The organism is Candidatus Acidulodesulfobacterium acidiphilum, from assembly GCA_008534395.1.
Taxonomy (GTDB): domain Bacteria; phylum SZUA-79; class SZUA-79; order Acidulodesulfobacterales; family Acidulodesulfobacteraceae; genus Acidulodesulfobacterium_A; species Acidulodesulfobacterium_A acidiphilum.
In genome coordinates this window covers 99,864-116,685 of the sequence record SHMQ01000001.1, presented here as the reverse complement: position 1 = coordinate 116,685, position 16,822 = coordinate 99,864, and the positions used below count along the sequence as shown (strand labels likewise).

The following is a 16,822-nucleotide window of genomic DNA, read 5'->3' as shown; positions in this document are numbered from 1 at the left end:
CATAAGGATGCAGTTGAACTCTTCCGCCGAAATTTCCTGAAACACTGGTGCTTCATATCTGCTTTTCATAAATTAATTCACCTCCTTTTTCGTTTTTTATTTTTTTATGGATATACTGGATATGACACATTTACAACAGGCCAGTTAATTAATAATTTGCGGAGGATATTTCTTTGTGAAGCAGTCAGTAAGCGGGTAGCCTTAATATGTGCGCGTATTATGTTTTCTCCAAGTATTTTTTCCGTATTTTCGAATGTTTTTTCATAGCTGATTAATTTACTTGCACTTGGATTGTTTTTATTGACCTCCATATAAAACATTTTTCTCGACCTATTTAAAATATTCAATAGAGATATATTTTCCCTAAGCACTTTTTTGACAATCATAGCTTCTTGTTTTAGTTGGTAAGGGGTTAGTTTTAAAATGTTGCTATTCATAAATATTAGATGGGCGCCTGGATATACCTTGTAAAAGAAGGGCATAATCATTATCGCATGAATGTAAGGCTGCATGAACGGTATCAATCTGTGTATTTTCATTAAGGTGGTTCTATTTATCAGCGTATTCATCAAGGCACTCCTCTTTCCCGCCATTCCTGCGTTATGAGCGTTGCGCGTGTTGACGCCGCAGGGATTTTTCATCATAGCGGCGTTTGATTTTGGAATGCCGAAACTAAAAAACATCAGTAAAAGCACTAATACGAAAGGCATAATTTTTTTAATCATGGTAAAACCCTCCATTTACATTTAATTAAATATTAATTTATAATTATTATATTGCAGGCAATATGCAGGTTTCCTGACGATATAATGTTTTGTACCCTATTTATCTTATTTATATTTAATTATAATTTATAAAAAAGATTGTAAAATTCACTTAAGTGACAATAAGGCATAAGTTTTATAATAAGTATTATACTTGCTCGCCCGCTTAAAGCTAATTTATCTTAAAATTATTGACAGGAGATTTTTTCCTTTTATTCGGCGGGTAATGGCAGGAAAATTGCTTTTCCGAGTGATCCAAGATGAATTATGGTAAAGCTAAGGGTATTTGAACAATCCACCCGCCTTTCTTATTCGTTATGAGGCTGACGAAGGCGGGTGAGTAAAATAGCGTCGACCGCGCTTATTTGCAGGATTTGCAGGAATAGCACAAATCTTTCATTCCGTAATCTTCCATGATTAAACTATAAAATTCTTCAGCGGGAATTTCCTGAAATAATGGGACATTATATGTCTTTTTCATAGGTTTCACCTCCTTATTTTATTGACATGCAAAAATTATTCCCAAAGCAGATTTGAGTCACCTTATAATGCATGAGATGCCTTTCTTCCAGTTTTACATTGCGATTAGATAAGTATAACCTTCATTGATTTTTTTAAAAATCTGCAATGTTCCGCTAGGAATTATTTTTATAAAATGCGGAATATTTTTGGGATTCACGCCGTTTAACATCAAAGCATTGCCGCTGACCCTGAAGCTTACGCCTTTACTTCTAAGCATATTAAGTAAACGATTGTATTTCTTATGCGAAACGGTTAAGAACTTTACGACGGGTCCGTAAAAAACTACCTGTATGGAATATTTTTTGCCTTCCGAATTAAGGTACTTTATTGCATGTTCCGCATTCAGCATGGAAATTCCTAACTGTTGTCCAGGCATATTGACGCCGGCAACTATCCTTACAGGTTTATTATAGTTTCTAAAAAATCCGCCGTAGTAAGAATTTTGTATAGCGAACGCGGAAACCGAGCTAAAACCTAAAATAAGAATCGAAGCGGCTATTAATATTAATCTAATCCTAAACATAAAAGTAATCCCCCTTTTAAATTATTTCTAATTATTCCTTCTTAACCATTGATAATAAAATTTGTTTAATAAAATTATCATTATTATTTAAAAATTTCTGTCGCGTAAGAGACATTTTTATAAATTCATTATCATTATAATATGTTATAATAAAAAAATGATCAAAAAAGACAGGAATCAAAAAATGCCAATTTATCAGTATAAATGCCAAAAGTGCGGCAGGGATTTTGAAGTTTATCGAAGCAAACTTTCCGAATTTTATAGGAAAACCTTTAAAACAAAATTTGTGCCCGATGTATAAATTGACGGTAGCCTTTTAAAAAATGCCGACTGTAACAATCGTGACATAATAATCCCAAATTGTAAAGTAAAATATACTGTTATATAATAAATAAAAATTAACTAATTGGAGGTGCTTTATGAAAAAATTAATTTTCATGACAATGGCCGCATTTATGATGTTAGGTTTGATTGCGGTTGGAAACGCAAATGCAAGTAATACAGGGATGTCAAACCCTTGCGGCAAAAACATGTCAAATGCCTGCGGCAAGAAAAAAACCTCGATGAAAAATTCTCACAGTAAAATGAAAAATCCCTGCGGAAACGGCGGCGGAATGAAATAGAAAAAGGCCGTTTATTGCCGGCGTAGATTAATTAACCGTTTCTTGCTTTATCATTATATTATAGATTATATAATATAAGATAAAGTTACGGATTTTTAATGCTGCGCCGGTTTGTTTATTTTAACGAGGATGCGGTTTTGTGAAGTTTGAGAAATATAAATCGTTGCATGCCCTTCAGGGTATTTTTAGATTTAAGCGGTTGAAGAACAGCGCACTTTATTTACCCATAATTTTAATCCCGTTACTTTTTGCATCCGTTATTTTTTTAACCATTTATGTTTATGCTAAAGTTAATGTAAGAAATCAAAATGCCGATAAAAAATATTTATATTTGAAGAAACTTGCCGCACATAAAAATACCCATAAGTTCCTAAATATTTACTGGAAAACTCCCATCGATGAGGGGAAACCCCCGTATAAATGGCCCGAGATTCAAAAATCCCTTTCACCCTCTTCTTGCATGGCATGTCATTACGATCAATACGAGGAATGGAAAAATTCAAGAATGGCGCATTCGATGGATGCCGGTGTAGTAGCGCAGCTTTTATTAAAAAAAATGACATCAAAACACTGGAAGCCTTGGGTAGAAAGTTGTATGAGCTGCCATTCGCCCATCGGCGAATATTATGTAGAGCATGGCGGATATAAAGGACTGACGGCGAAGGAAAAGAATATCTTAAAAAATGGCTCAAAAGCGCAAAAAGCGATGGTCGTCGCTTTAAATATGCTAAAAATACCGATGGGCAGGGGTGCGTTAAGCGTCAGTTGCGCCGCCTGTCATGTCAGATATTACCGCAGATTCGGGCCCGGCGTTAAAAAATATATGAAAGAAGGAAACATTGTGCATGGAGGTTTTGTTCCGTCTAATGCATTCAATCATTCATTTTTTTGTATAAAATGCCATCAATTTGGACATGATCAAAGGAGGCTTGACGGGAAATTGTTTGAAAATACATACAGCGAGTGGAAACGAAGTATTTATGCAAAAAAAGGTATTTCATGCGAGGTTTGCCACAATCCGCAAGGGTCAATGGCATTTAAAAGCATTTATAATAAAAATTTTGTTTTGAAAGCCGTAACCATTCGCTTTAAAATAATTCATATTAATTCCGGCAATGTCCATGCAATTCTAAGTTTAAAAAATTCGGAAGTCGGACATGATTTTCCTACTTATACGACACCTAAGGTTATTTTGTACATAGGTCAAGAAAATTTTGAAAAAGAAATTTATCAAAAAACGGTTGAAAGTTATATAATCGGCTGGAGCGTTAGTTTAAATTTAAAAAAGCAGTATTTTGACACGCGACTAAAGCCGTTTCAAACCGCTAAACTAATTTATGACCGCCCGTTAGTTAAGGCAGCTAAATATCTTAAGGCATGGGTAGTTGTTGAACCGGAATCTCATTATGTTAGATTTTTTAAGGCATTTTTAAAAATTAAGCGGTTGCCTAAAATTATTAAAACTTTAATGTCAGAAGCACTAAAACAAGATTTAGATAGTAAATATATTTTATGGAAAAAACAGATAAAATTAAATTAATAATTTTTCAAAAATGACCGGCTATTTCTTTTAATTTATTTAAATCTTTTATAATAAGTCTTTTTTTATAAAAATCTATAATTCCAAGATATTTTAATTTATCCAGTATAATCGTCGTTCTCTGTCTTGATGCTCCTGCCAAATTTGAAATTTCTTCGTGAGTTAATTTAAATTTAATTTGTAAGGATTGTTTGGTTTCAAGCGGTGATTTTTCTATCATTTCTTTAATTCCAAAATTATTTGCAAGGTATATTAAGACCTCGGCAATTCTAACATCTAAACTTTTATATGCTAACGATATAATTTTAGTTGAAATATATTTAAATCGCAAACCGATTAATTTTAAAATTTTATTACTTATATCCGGATAAAAGGTCAGTATTTTGTCGAAATCATCTTTTTTGAATTTACAAACCAGAGAATCCGTCAAAGCGTAAGCGTTTTCTGCTTCTAAAAAATCGAGTTTTGCTGGGCTGCTCAAGATATAATCGCCGAAATTACCAAAAATTTCACCAGGTTTTAGAATTTCAACTATATATTCTTTTCCATCTTCATTCGACAAAGTTATTTTAACGTTACCTTCTTTTAAAATATAAATAGAACTAAATGAAGGTTCATCTAAATATATGTTATCATTTTTCTTATAATATTCCATTTTAGATAGTTTATCTATATTCTCAATATCTTTTGAAGGAATATTTTCAAATATTCTTAGTTTTTGCAAAAGCCATATTTTATTCATATATTATTGTAAATTTTGTTGATATAAAAAAATAAAAATAAATTAATTTATATGTTATATATTATCAAAAATAAAAATAATAAACAAAATTTTTTATTGACAACTTATATTCATAATTTTATAATGAATATATGAATATAAATTCATATATTAAATTTTCATTATTTCTTTTAGCTAACATTTTTTTATAAAAATATATGACAAATAACGAGTTGATGCTTAACAAATTTTTTAAACTGCTCGGCGACGAAAACAAATTTAAAATAATTTCCGAACTAAAAAACGGAGAAAAATGCGTATGCGTTATTTATAAGGCGCTTGGTCTCGACCAGACTTTGGTTTCGCATCATTTGTCGGCTTTAAAAAAAGCAGGATTAATAGACGGCAGGAAAGCAGGGAAGTGGGTTTATTATTCTCTCAACAGGAAAGCATTTAAAGAACTCGAAAATCTTTATAATAATTTATTTGGAATTAAAAATTTAAAAGAAGCTAAAAGCGATGATTGCGACGATGCAATATGTGGCGTTTAAATATGCATAATTAATTTTTAAAAAAGGAGGTATGAGTTAATTATGAATAAAATTGTTTTTGAGATTTATGATCCTGCTTTATGTTGTTCTACTGGCGTTTGCGGTCCAAATCCAGACGAAAAACTTATAAAAGTCAGGAATTTAATCGACAAATTAAAATCGGATTTCGGCGAGTATATCGAAATAAAAAGGCAGACGATATCGCAGGAACCGAAGAAATTTCTTGAAAATCCTTCGGTTAAACTTTTGATTCAAAACGAAGGCAAGACGGCGCTTCCGGTCTGCATTTTAAACGGAAAAGTCTTAACATACGGGAGATATCCCGAAGAAAAAGAGGTTTATAGCTATATTTCTTCTTTATCTTCTTAAATTAAACCGTTCTTAAGATATTTCGGAGGATAAAATGCATTATTATTTTTTTCACGGTAAAGGCGGCGTCGGCAAGACGACGGTCTCGTCGGCATTTGCCGTGAGATTTGCGCTAGAAGGAAAAAAAACATTAATTGTTTCGACCGATCCGGCTTCCAACTTGAGCGACGTTTTTGAACAAAAAATAGGGAGCGCCGAAAAAAAGATTGAAGGATTTGAAAATCTTTACGCGGTAGAAATGGATACGGATGCCGAGGTTATAAAGTATAAGCAGAAAATCCTTGGGGATAGCGCAGAGTTTCTGCCCGAAGAGGTTTTAAATTCTATCGAAGAAGAATTTAAATCTCCATGCACCTCGGAGATAGCTTTTTTTAACAGTTTTACCGAGCTTTTTCTTAAGAAAAATTACGATGTTATTATATTCGATACGGCTCCTTCGGCTCATACCTTAAGGCTTCTTGAACTACCCATGGAATGGACCACATATATCGACGAAGTCAAAAAAGGAGCAGGACAGACATGTATGGGGCCCGTGGTAAATTTAGACGGATATTACGAACAATATAAAACCGCCCTAAATGGAATAAAAGACCATGAACTTACGACTTTCGTATTCGTAATGCATCCTAAAGAGCTTGATTTGCTTGAAATTAAAAATTCAATAGACGAAGTAAAAAAATTCGGTGTAACAAATATAGAAATTGTAGTTAATGCTATTTTACCGGATGAATTATACCGCAAGGCGGAATTTAAAGATATTATTGATGACCAGAGGAAAATTTTAAAACAAATAGATTCAATGGGCTTTAAAATCTTAAAAATAAATTTAAAAAAGAACGAGGTCAAGGGATTAAGGTCGCTGGCCGTCTTTTTTTCAAGTTTGATTGAAAATTTCGATGAAGATAGAATTGCTTTTTCGGATGAAATCGACATTAAACAAAAAAACAACGAACTTGTTCAAAATATAACGCCTCAAAAGACGCCGTTTTACCTGTTTTTTACGGGTAAAGGCGGGACGGGCAAAACAGTGTCTTCCCTTTTGTTCGGGAAATATTTCGCCGGCAGAAGAATGAAAACATTGGTGGTTTCCGCCGATTATTCCGGGCATATCGCAAAAATAACCGGATTAAAAAATATCGGCGAAGTTCCTGCAAAGTCGGAAGATGACGATAATCTCTATTTTGCCGGAATTTCTCCCGATTCGGCTTTGGGCGAATATAAGAAAAATACAGTCGAATATTTTAAATCATATTCAAATAACGAACAATCGCTTAAGGTTTTAGAAGAGGAGTTAAACTCTCCGTGTACAGAAGAGGTTGCCGTTTTTAAAAAATTCAGCAGTTTCTTTTTTGGTTATAAAGATTATGACGTTATAATTTTCGATGCCGCTCCCACCGGCCATGCACTAAGGCTTTTATATATCAGTTTGGAATATGCCAAAATGGACAAGAAAGATGAGGGACTTGAAGAATTTGTTAAAATACTTAAAGATACAAATAAGACCATATTTTCGCTCTGCCTTTATCCCGAATACAGCCCTATCGAAGAAGCCAAAAGGGCATACGACGATTTAAAAGCGGCGGGAATTAATACATCCTTTCTTATCGTTAATTATATTCTCGGCGAAAATTTTAACGACAGCTTTTTTAACGGTAGGAAGAAAATGCAGGAAACTTATCTTGAATCGATAAAGCAAAAATTCGGCATTCCTCTTTTCACGATACCGCAATATTCAGGCGAAATTAATAATCAAAAAACTTTGGATGCTCTTTATTCCGTCGTATTTTAACCAATAGATTTTTACGATAATTATTTTAATCCTTAAATAGAGTATATGTTATGTATGATATTGAAATTAAAGTAAAAGATTTATGTTTCACGTGAAACATAAAAATTAAATTTAAAAAAGAATAATTTTATAAATATGATTGATGAAAATATAAATATTTTAGAGTTTTGCAAAAAACCGAGCCAGTTTGAAAAGGTTAACAGGGTTTCTTCGGAATGGTCGCTGTCTGATTATTCAGGCTCCGTAAAATGCAGGATAAGCAATTCGTTCAGGATGAAATATAGGATTAAACCGGGGATGTATGCTGTCGGCGAACCGGACGCGAATTCCGAGGTATTTGCAAGCGCAAATTATAAATTAAGTTTCGATATTCTCAGAAAAGCGCTGAAGGGTTTAAACGTATGGATCTTGGTACTCGATACTAAAGGCATAAACGTATGGTGCGCCGCCGCAAAAGGAACATTCGGCACCGAAGAGCTTGTAAAACGGATAGGCGGGGTTAAACTCGGAAATTTTTTAAATCACCGGCGGATAATACTTCCCCAGCTCGGAGCGGTCGGCGTTAATGCGGATGCAGTTTTTAAACGGACGGGGTTTAAAGTTTATTTCGGTCCCGTGTATGCAAAAGACATTAAAGCTTATTTAAATTCCGGCAGAAGAAAAACTCAGGAAATGAGAAAAATTAAATTTTCTATGGTCGACAGGCTTGTTCTCACTCCGAGAGAAATTATTCCGGCAATGAATAAATTTATTATTTTTGCGGTCATTATACTTTTATTTTTCGGCATCCAGCCTACGGGCATTTTATTTAAAAGCGCATGGGTTTACGGAGAGCCTTTTATTTTGCTCGGACTTGCGAGCGTTATATCGGGTTCGTTTATAACTCCGGTTTTGCTTCCTTTTATACCTTTTCGTTCATTTGCCTTAAAAGGCTGGATAAGCGGAATGTTATTAACCGTCCCCGTAATTTTCCTGTTCAACACGCCGGAGTTAGAGAATATTCTAATTTTTATCTCGGCAATTCTTTTCTTTCCTATGGCAAGCTCGTATTTAGCATTGCAATTTACGGGTTCTACGACATTTACAAATATGTCCGGAGTAAAAAAGGAATTGAAAACAGCCCTGCCGGTTTATTTAATATCTACTGTTATATCTATTGTTTTGTTGATAATTTATAAACTTCATAAATTGGCGGTTATATGAAATATCTTAAGAATGTATCGAGCCTTAAATTTTTTGCCGAAAAATGCACTAATTGTTTAGTATGTATAGACGTATGTCCCCATGGAGTATTTCAACTAAAAAATAAAAAAGTCGGCATTGCCGATAAAGATTTATGCATGGAATGCGGCGCCTGCGCTCTTAACTGCAAATACGGGGCTATCAGCGTAAATTCGGGCGTCGGATGCGCAAGCGGCATAATAAACGGAATGCTCACCGGAGGCGAGCCTTCATGCGATTGCGGCGGGTCATCTTCTGCCGAATGCTGTTGAATACTATCTCTAAAAAATACATAGTAATTAAACTAAACTCTTCAAATATTTCTTCTATAAAAAATTCCAAGGCGCCTGCAAAAAAAACTTGACATGATACCTAAGTATAAGGTGTAAAATATTAATAGTCGGAGATGTATAAAAATTTTAAAATTTAATAAATTAAAAATAGAGGCTTTTATGAAAAACTATTTAAACAGGAAAAAATTTGTCGGAGGTATTTTAGCAATTTTGATTTTTACAGCATTAGTATTAACGGCATCTGCATTTGTTTATCAAAAGAATTACGATTCAAAGAACTTAAATCTTACGGATTTTACAAGTTCAAATATTGTTCATACCGACAGATTTAAGGTTTACGGGCTTGTTTGCGGCGATACTTTTTGCATAACAAGTATTCAAAACGCATTATACAAGATTAAGGGAGTCGATAACGTAAAGATTGATATGCAACATCAAGAGGCTATAGTAAAATTTAAAGGAAACATATCACCGAAAATATTTATAAAGGCGATAGACGGCGCATCGAACGCTATGTTCCATTACAGCGCGCGCTATATAAAATAAAATATTTAGCAATAAGTTTAAGTATAATTACATTGATTAACTTGCTATTGCAGGAGAATATTATGAAAACAAAAAAATTATCAAATTCAGTTAACGAAGTAAGCTCAAGCGCAACATCTTTTTCAGCCGGAATTTTTGCTATTTTAGGCGGAGTTTGCTGCTGGGGACCGTTAGTTTTCAGTATACTTGGAGTAGGCGCAAGCACAGGCGGGGTATTGGGATCTACCGCATCTTTTCTTGGCGCAATTGCACCGTATAGAAACTATTTTTTGTTATTAAATATTATCGGCATTCTTTTATCTTTTTTATTTATTTACGTGATGCCGAAAATATCTTTCCAAGGTAAAAAAGCGTCGGATATCGAAGTAAGCGCTAACGGTGAAACCTGCGATTGCGAGACTTCGTCAGGCTCTTTTAATTTTAGCAAAATAGTCTTTTTCTCATCTGTTTTGATAACGGTTGGTATTTTTATATATTTGTATGCCGACACAGGTCAGATTTTTATGGCTTGGCCGCAGTTGTAAATAAAAATACTTTTATTTACATATAAAGCGTCAATAAAGCATAAGGAATGATTTAGCTAAATTAATGGAGGTGCAATTATGCAGAGCAAAAAAATGAACGAAGAATTTCAAGATACTATACAGAGTTTACTGATAGAAATAGACAATATTAAAGAATATCTCGAAGAAATATACGGTTATGACGGAGAAGTAAAAAAACTTTTTGAAAATTGCGAAAATGCAACTTATATTGAAAATAAAGTAAAAGAATTAAATGATAAAATTGCGGTTTTTAACTGGTGGTGGAAGGTGGCAGCAAGAGATGTAGAAGAGATGAAGGGAAAACTCATTAAATAAAAAAAATTTTATTTTTTTTGTCGAACCGGAGGTATAGCAAACCAAACGATAAAAACTGTTATGCCGAATACTATATATATTGCATTAAACATCCATATAGGAAAATTATAATATAAAACTTTATTAACCATTCCGGCAATAAACGGCATAGAACTATGCCGCATATGGTCTAAAGACATAAGCTTATATTCAAGCCAAGTTAGCGGACATTCGATATTAAAGACGGATTCAAAAGCCACAATTCCAATCATTGAAAGATGAATTAACCTGAAAGTAAAATTTCTTACCCATTTCCAACGCGCAAAAAAACCCGCAATTATAAGAAAAAACCCGATTACAATTATAAGCGCGTAAAGCAAATGCACTATATATACCGTTGAAATAGCGATAGAATAAAATTCTTTCATAATTATCCGCCTTTATTTATTATATTCCACTTTGATTTAAATGTTAAATTATTTTGTGAAACCGTGCATTGTTGCTTATATACAAAATCTGTAATATAATGAAAAAAATTTTGAAAATTGGAGCGAATAACATTATGTCGATATTTAACAGGAATAAAGCGGCGATAGTTCGTTTTTCCGGCGCTATAACCGCGCAAAGCGTTTTGCCTTATATTAAACTTTTGAAAAAACTTGAAAAAATGAAATCCGTAAAAGGAGTTATGTTCGTTATAGACAGTCCGGGAGGCAGCGCTATTCACTCTGAACTGCTGTTTTTAGCAATAAAAAGGCTCAGAGATAAAGGCAAGGTAATATACGGATATCTCGAGGTTGCGGCTTCGGGCGGTTATATGATAGCATGCGGATTGGAAAAATTGTATGCTCCGTCAACTGCGCTAATCGGCTCAATAGGCGTTATAAGCGTTAAACCGGTGCTTAAAGAAATATTAGAAAAAATAGGAATAGGCTATGAAGTCGTTAAAAAAGGCAGCCGTAAAGATATGTGGCTTTTTACCAGAAATTATACGGAAGAGGAAAGGGAAAGCATAAGCGAACTTCAGGCCGAAATTTACGATCGTTTTATTGAAATAGTTTCGGAGGGAAGGGAGATTCCAAAAGATGAAGTCCTTAAAATAGCGACGGGAGAACTGTTTTCTTCAAAAAAATCCGTTGCGTTAAAATTAATAGATAAGGTGTCGGGTTTTGACGACGCGCTTGAAGAGTTATGCAAAACCGTTAATGCCGACCCCGATAAAGCAGTCAGACTGGGGATAAAAAAACCTTTTTTTCAAAAGATAATAGGAACTTCTATTAACAATATCGTAGAAGAAATTTATTACGGAGCGCTTTATAAAAGTTAGCTAAAGGTGAATTAAAAAATTAAAGAGAATGTATTATTAAACCTATAGCGGCTAAAGATAAAATTATCAATACCGAATAGTAAAAAGTTTTTTGATTTATTTTAAAATGCATCTTATTTCCGAAAAATAAACCGATAAGCAAAGAAGGTATTAATAATCCGGAAAATTTTAAGACTTTTATGGTTATAAGCCCGAACGATAAATAAATAGCCGCCCTTACTATGCTGTCGGTAATTGCGACTATCTGAAACGTTGCCCTGAACGTGCGTTTGTCGTGGTGTTTCATCTGAAGGTAGGCGACGATAGGCGGACCTCCGCCGCCGTATAAACTGCCTATAAAACCTCCTAAAAAACCTAAAGGCGCGCCTACGGCGTTTTTAACGTAAGGCAATTTGTCCTGTTTTACTTTTAAGGCGTATATTATATACATTATAATAAAAATGCCGAGAAAAATTGTTAGTTTTTGCGGGTCCGCATATTTTAATACGTAAGCTCCAAGCAAAAGCCCTAAAACCGTTGAAGGAAGTAAATATGAAAGATCGTTCCATTTTACTTCTTTAAGGTCGTATGCGCCCAGAATTATGCTTCCGATAAAATCAAGTATAAAAACGGCGGGAACGGTAATTCTTATGGGAAGCAGTATAGTTAAAAACGAAACCGATATTAATCCTGAGCCGAAACCAATCGTCGCCCTGACGAAGAATGCAAAAAGTACTACTAAAATTCCCGCAATTACGTCAAATAGAGGTATGGATATAAAGTGCATTAAGATAAATATTTAAATAAAAATTATGTTTCTATTTCTTCGTAATATCTTTCCAGAAATTATATACTCATAAATATTAAAGTCAAGTCGTATATTTTTTTTACATTTTTTTTATAGTATAAAAGTATAGGCGAAAGCTGTAATTGCCTCTTGAACGCAACGTATTTTTTGCCAATGTTTATTTGACAATCCGAACTTTTATGATATGTTGTTATATAGAATTACGTCAAAACGATTGACGAAAAATAGGGGGAATAACATAATGGCAAACGACGACGAATACTTGGATTCATTAAACGGCTATAATTATTATAACGAGTACGATGGAAATTTAAGATTTTATTTCAATAAGATTAAACGTTATCCTTTGCTTTCCCGCGAAGAAGAATATGAACTCGCCCTAAAAGTATGCGACGGCGATAAAGCGGCAAGGCAAATAATGATAAAATCTAATTTAAGGCTGGTTATAAACGTAGCTAAGAAATTCATCGGAAAGGGGCTTTCATTCGGCGATTTAATAATGGAAGGCAATATAGGGCTTATAAAGGCAGTAGATAAATTTATTCCAAAAAAAGGATTCAAGTTTTCAACATATGCCATATGGTGGATACGTCAGTCTATAGAAAGAGGAATATCCAATTCGGCAAGGCTTATCCGCATACCAATACATATATCGGATAATTTTTGCAAATGCAGTAAAGCTTCAAAAGAAATAGAAGTAAAACTTAAAAGAAAACCTTATATATCTGAGATTTCCGAATTTATAGGAATTAAAGAAGAAAAAATAGAAGGAATATTTAATTCCAATTTTATTATATCCTCTCTTGACGATTCTTACGAAAGCAATGATGAAAACATAAATATTTTAGGTCGTGGGGGGGGGGTAGCTTTTCTAAATATATCACCGAAGATAAAGAATCTATATCTCCATGTGAAATTTTAATAGACTACGAAAAACTTGAGATATTGGACGAATCTTTTTATAATCTTGACGAATTACAAAAAAAAGTATTAATTTCAAGATACGGTCTTGATGGCGAAAATCCGAAAACTTTGAATGAAGTCGGCTTAATGATAGGGCTAACAAAAGAGCGCGTAAGGCAGATAGAAGTAAAAGCTATATCTATACTAAAAAAGTCATTGGAAGATTAAAATATTGCATTTTTATTTTGAGGTTTGTATAATATTAAGCCGTCAATGAATAAATTAATATAAGATATTTTTTAATTTTAATTTAATTTTAATAATTGCTATTGATACTATATAAAAACATGCATTTAGAAATTTAATATTAATGAAAACATATGCGACGAAAGATTATTCGGCTTTTGACAAACTTCTGTGCCCTATACTGGCAATTAACGCAAATTTTAACGTAATATTTTTAAATAAAACCGCCGAAGAAGTTTATAAAACCGATAATAACTGCATTAATAAATTTGAAGAAAATTCAAAAACTGCAGGTAGTTTATCCTGTAAATGCTATAAAATATCCCACGGTTACGATATACCCTGCTACGAGCTGAAGTCGGAGGAGATAAGATGTCCTATAAAAGAACTTAAAGAAAATAAAGATATAAACGTTTCCAACGTAATTCATAATCATAAGGGATATCTATATAAAGTAGAAGCTTTCAGGGACGATTCCGACAGCCAATTGTTTTTTGAATCTCACACTAATATAACAGAATTTATATCCGAAATAGACATCGTTAAAAAAGCAAAAGAAAAGGCAGAATCGTCTGAAAAAAGAATCGAAACTTTTTTTGAAAACATTCCGGTTCCTACTTTTATCATAGATATCGAATCCGGCGTTATAGTTAATGCAAACAAAAAAGCCGTAGAATTTTACGGTTATTCAAAAGAAGAATTTAAAAATATGACGGTGCGGGATATTAACCCGTTCATATCCGATAATGATTTAAAAAATTATAGGAAGCAGGCTTTAAAAGAAGGTTTGAATCATAATTTTTTTAAACACAGGCTTAAAAACGGAGATATAAAAGATGTAGAATCTTTTTTTGCGACTGTTAATTATAACGGCAAAACTTATATTTTAAGGATAGTTGTAGATATAACCGAAAAGAAAATTCTCGAAGACAAACTTAAAGAATCTGAAGAGACGTTTAGGATTATTTCCGAAAATATTCCGATAGGAATAGATATACACAAAGAAAAATTTATTTACGCAAACCCGGCTCTCCTGAATATGCTCGGTTGCACTCAAGAAGAACTAAAAGGTAAATTCTCTTGGGAATTTTTTTCGTCTGAATACTATAAAGAGCTGCAAGAATCTATCGAAAAAGGGTTAAGCGATATCGGCCATAAATATTCACGAACTGATAAAATAATAAAAAAATCAGGAGAAGAGTTATGGATTTATCTTTTTGCGGTTTCGGTCAGATATAAAGGAGAAATAGTAAGAGTAGCAAGCTGGACGGATATTACCGAACAGGTTAATTTAAGAAAATCTTTAGAACAGGAAAGAAATATTTTTAAAGTTTTAATTGAAAATATTAATTCGGGAATAGCTTTATACGATAAAGATAAATTATTATACGTAAATTCGGCTCTGCTTGATTTATTAGGTTTGACCAAAGAAGAACTTATTGCCGGCAGTCCATTCGATATATTTAGGATAGACGAAACTCAGCTTTATTCTTCAAGTATTTCTCTATTTAATATGCATCACACCGATGAATTTTCTTCCCATTTTATTTATAAATACGATAAAGCCGGAAACATACGTTATATAGACTTATTCAGAACGAAGGTAACTTACAACGGAGGAGATGCTGGTCTTGCAATTTTTACGGACGTTACCGATCAGTTATTGAGAGAGCAGAATATGCTTATCGAGAAAGACAAATACAAAGAACTTTCCGAAATTGACTCCTTAACGGGAATTTATAACAGAAGGTCTATGGATTTAAAACTTACCGAACTTTTAAACCTTGCTAAAAGATACGAAAGGCCCTTTTCTATAATTATGTTCGACATTGACAGATTTAAAAATATAAACGATTCCTGCGGGCACGATACCGATGATACAATTTTAAAAGATCTTGCTAAATTAGTCAAAAAAGAGCTTAGAAACACCGACTTCTTTGCGAGATACGGCGGAGAAGAATTTATGGTGCTTGCGCCGGAAACTCCTATAGAAACGGCTTTAGAACTTGCCGAAAGATTGAGGCTTAAGGTTCAGAACCACGATTTTAAAATAGGAGAAAGGGTTACTATAAGCTTAGGCGTTGCGTCGCTTATTTTTTCCGACAACGAAGCCGATCTACTTAAAAGGGTAGATTTAGGGCTTTATAAAGCAAAAAATGCCGGAAGAAATTTGGTCGGGGTTGTTTAAACTAAAGTATTAACCGCAGATTATTTGACTATGTAAAATTTTGCAATAATAATTTATAGATTACATAATAATTGAGTTTAATATTAAATAGACAAACATATTTTATATTTAGTACTTATTTTCATAAATTAGTGATATAATTATTAAATTTAAATAAAGTAAAATTCGGTTAAATTTAAACATATTAATTTAATCGGTTCATATTGAATAAACATTATGGTTGAAACAACTGAAGCGTATATTAATAGCATATCGCGATTAAGAAATTTATTGGATAATGACGGCAATGTATTGCTTGCTTTTATATTTGGCTCTTTAGCGGCAAACAGACAAAGAAACGATAGCGATATTGATATTGCAATTTTTTACAAAAATCCTCCTTCAGGATTCGAAATTCTGTACGAAATCGATAAACTATCCAAATCTGCCGGAACAGACATACATTTAGTTATTCTTAACAACGCTTCTCCTCTTTTAAAACATCAAGTTATGAAAAATAAGATAAATCTTATCGTAAAAGACGAAATACTTTTTCGAAAATTCAGGGAAAACATAATGTCGCAATACGAGGAATATAAGTATATTTCGGGACTCGGAAAATATGAATAAAATTAAATTATCGTATGAATTATGATAGATAAAGTTTTGATAGAAAAGAAATTAAGAAAAATAAAAGAATTTTTGAATGAAATTAAATCCGTTGAGATTAATTCGCTGAACGAATTCAAAAATAACGTTATGGTAAAAAGATTTATCGAAAGAAATATAGAACTATGTATTGAACAAATGATCGACGTTTGTAAACATATAGTTGCAGGATTAGACCTCAAAGAGCCTGGGACTTATGGAGAATGTTTTGAAATCATTTCCGCTAAAGGAATAATATCGGAAAATAGTTATAAAATTTATGAATCTATGGCTAAATTTAGAAATTTAATTATACATTCATATGACGATATAGACGATTCTATTGTTTACGGTATTTTTAAAAATCATTTGTCAGATTTTACTAATTTTATAAATGAAATAAGAAAATATTTAAAGATTTCAAGCAGTAATTAATAAAGTAA

The 16,822-nt window shown here is 32.9% G+C and carries 22 protein-coding genes; 17 read left to right on the top strand and 5 right to left on the bottom strand.

Translation table 11 applies throughout. The annotated features are described in order from the left end of the window. Window positions 1-104: 104 nt before the first annotated feature. Both EVJ48_00660 and EVJ48_00655 read right to left on the bottom strand, forming a co-directional pair. The gene (locus tag EVJ48_00660) at window positions 105-725 is read right to left on the bottom strand and encodes a hypothetical protein (GenBank protein ID RZV40466.1); all 621 of its coding nucleotides are present in this window, start codon (window positions 723-725) and stop codon (window positions 105-107) included. A 613-nt stretch (window positions 726-1,338) separates the two neighbouring features. Beyond that, complete coding sequence (locus EVJ48_00655) at window positions 1,339-1,809, bottom strand: hypothetical protein (GenBank protein ID RZV40465.1); 471 nt, start codon at window positions 1,807-1,809, stop codon at window positions 1,339-1,341. 157 nt (window positions 1,810-1,966) lie between these two features. Here EVJ48_00655 and EVJ48_00650 point away from each other — a divergent pair, with 157 nt between their 5' ends. The 3 genes from EVJ48_00650 (at window position 1,967) to EVJ48_00640 (ending at window position 3,972) form a co-directional block, all read left to right on the top strand. Further along, on the top strand, window positions 1,967-2,110 hold the full coding sequence (locus tag EVJ48_00650; GenBank protein RZV40464.1) for a hypothetical protein: 144 nt from the start codon (window positions 1,967-1,969) through the stop codon (window positions 2,108-2,110). A 118-nt stretch (window positions 2,111-2,228) separates the two neighbouring features. Beyond that, the gene (locus EVJ48_00645; GenBank protein ID RZV40463.1) at window positions 2,229-2,432 is read left to right on the top strand and encodes a hypothetical protein; all 204 of its coding nucleotides are present in this window, start codon (window positions 2,229-2,231) and stop codon (window positions 2,430-2,432) included. 139 nt (window positions 2,433-2,571) lie between these two features. Beyond that, window positions 2,572-3,972, top strand: a complete 1,401-nt coding sequence (locus EVJ48_00640; GenBank protein ID RZV40462.1) for a hypothetical protein — start codon at window positions 2,572-2,574, stop codon at window positions 3,970-3,972. A 7-nt stretch (window positions 3,973-3,979) separates the two neighbouring features. Here the strand turns inward: EVJ48_00640 and EVJ48_00635 are convergent, their stop codons facing one another. Then, window positions 3,980-4,714 (bottom strand): Crp/Fnr family transcriptional regulator, encoded by a 735-nt coding sequence (locus EVJ48_00635; GenBank protein RZV40461.1) that lies wholly within the window; start codon window positions 4,712-4,714, stop codon window positions 3,980-3,982. A 197-nt stretch (window positions 4,715-4,911) separates the two neighbouring features. Between EVJ48_00635 and EVJ48_00630 the strand changes: the two genes are divergently transcribed. The 8 genes from EVJ48_00630 to EVJ48_00595 all read left to right on the top strand — a co-directional run bounded on the left by EVJ48_00630 (window position 4,912) and on the right by EVJ48_00595 (window position 10,322). Next, complete coding sequence (locus tag EVJ48_00630; GenBank protein ID RZV40460.1) at window positions 4,912-5,244, top strand: ArsR family transcriptional regulator; 333 nt, start codon at window positions 4,912-4,914, stop codon at window positions 5,242-5,244. 42 nt (window positions 5,245-5,286) lie between these two features. Then, entirely contained in the window at window positions 5,287-5,613 is a 327-nt protein-coding gene (gene arsD / locus EVJ48_00625; protein ID RZV40459.1) for an arsenite efflux transporter metallochaperone ArsD, read from the top strand. 34 nt (window positions 5,614-5,647) lie between these two features. Continuing rightward, a complete protein-coding gene (locus EVJ48_00620; protein ID RZV40458.1) occupies window positions 5,648-7,402 on the top strand; it encodes a hypothetical protein in 1,755 nt (584 codons plus the stop codon). Between the two features lie 135 nt (window positions 7,403-7,537). Beyond that, window positions 7,538-8,605 carry an acetyl-CoA synthase subunit gamma gene (locus tag EVJ48_00615; GenBank protein RZV40457.1) on the top strand — a complete coding sequence of 356 codons (1,068 nt, stop codon included), beginning with the start codon at window positions 7,538-7,540 and terminating at the stop codon, window positions 8,603-8,605. Further along, the gene (locus tag EVJ48_00610) at window positions 8,602-8,895 is read left to right on the top strand and encodes a ferredoxin (protein ID RZV40456.1); all 294 of its coding nucleotides are present in this window, start codon (window positions 8,602-8,604) and stop codon (window positions 8,893-8,895) included. Before EVJ48_00615 ends, EVJ48_00610 begins: the two co-directional genes overlap by 4 nt. A 180-nt stretch (window positions 8,896-9,075) precedes the next feature. Further along, window positions 9,076-9,462: a heavy-metal-associated domain-containing protein gene (locus tag EVJ48_00605; GenBank protein ID RZV40455.1), complete on the top strand. Its 387-nt coding sequence runs from the start codon at window positions 9,076-9,078 to the stop codon at window positions 9,460-9,462. A gap of 62 nt (window positions 9,463-9,524) precedes the next feature. Further along, the gene (locus EVJ48_00600) at window positions 9,525-9,986 is read left to right on the top strand and encodes a hypothetical protein (protein ID RZV40454.1); all 462 of its coding nucleotides are present in this window, start codon (window positions 9,525-9,527) and stop codon (window positions 9,984-9,986) included. A 78-nt stretch (window positions 9,987-10,064) separates the two neighbouring features. Next, entirely contained in the window at window positions 10,065-10,322 is a 258-nt protein-coding gene (locus tag EVJ48_00595) for a hypothetical protein (protein ID RZV40453.1), read from the top strand. An 8-nt stretch (window positions 10,323-10,330) separates the two neighbouring features. On the opposite strand, the gene EVJ48_00590 is transcribed toward EVJ48_00595, so the two are convergent. Beyond that, window positions 10,331-10,729 carry a DUF2784 domain-containing protein gene (locus EVJ48_00590; protein ID RZV40452.1) on the bottom strand — a complete coding sequence of 133 codons (399 nt, stop codon included), beginning with the start codon at window positions 10,727-10,729 and terminating at the stop codon, window positions 10,331-10,333. A 98-nt stretch (window positions 10,730-10,827) separates the two neighbouring features. Between EVJ48_00590 and sppA the strand changes: the two genes are divergently transcribed. Next, window positions 10,828-11,628: a signal peptide peptidase SppA gene (sppA, locus tag EVJ48_00585; GenBank protein ID RZV40451.1), complete on the top strand. Its 801-nt coding sequence runs from the start codon at window positions 10,828-10,830 to the stop codon at window positions 11,626-11,628. 19 nt (window positions 11,629-11,647) lie between these two features. On the opposite strand, the gene EVJ48_00580 is transcribed toward sppA, so the two are convergent. Continuing rightward, complete coding sequence (locus EVJ48_00580) at window positions 11,648-12,394, bottom strand: sulfite exporter TauE/SafE family protein (GenBank protein RZV40450.1); 747 nt, start codon at window positions 12,392-12,394, stop codon at window positions 11,648-11,650. Between the two features lie 205 nt (window positions 12,395-12,599). Between EVJ48_00580 and EVJ48_00575 the strand changes: the two genes are divergently transcribed. The 5 genes from EVJ48_00575 to EVJ48_00555 all read left to right on the top strand — a co-directional run bounded on the left by EVJ48_00575 (window position 12,600) and on the right by EVJ48_00555 (window position 16,814). Next, window positions 12,600-13,337 (top strand): sigma-70 family RNA polymerase sigma factor, encoded by a 738-nt coding sequence (locus tag EVJ48_00575; GenBank protein RZV40449.1) that lies wholly within the window; start codon window positions 12,600-12,602, stop codon window positions 13,335-13,337. Next, window positions 13,295-13,546, top strand: a complete 252-nt coding sequence (locus tag EVJ48_00570; protein RZV40448.1) for a hypothetical protein — start codon at window positions 13,295-13,297, stop codon at window positions 13,544-13,546. Before EVJ48_00575 ends, EVJ48_00570 begins: the two co-directional genes overlap by 43 nt. A 142-nt stretch (window positions 13,547-13,688) precedes the next feature. Then, a complete protein-coding gene (locus EVJ48_00565) occupies window positions 13,689-15,752 on the top strand; it encodes a PAS domain S-box protein (GenBank protein RZV40447.1) in 2,064 nt (687 codons plus the stop codon). Between the two features lie 216 nt (window positions 15,753-15,968). Then, window positions 15,969-16,361, top strand: a complete 393-nt coding sequence (locus EVJ48_00560) for a nucleotidyltransferase domain-containing protein (GenBank protein ID RZV40446.1) — start codon at window positions 15,969-15,971, stop codon at window positions 16,359-16,361. A 21-nt stretch (window positions 16,362-16,382) separates the two neighbouring features. Next, window positions 16,383-16,814, top strand: a complete 432-nt coding sequence (locus EVJ48_00555) for a DUF86 domain-containing protein (GenBank protein ID RZV40445.1) — start codon at window positions 16,383-16,385, stop codon at window positions 16,812-16,814. The last annotated feature ends 8 nt before the right edge of the window (window positions 16,815-16,822 follow it).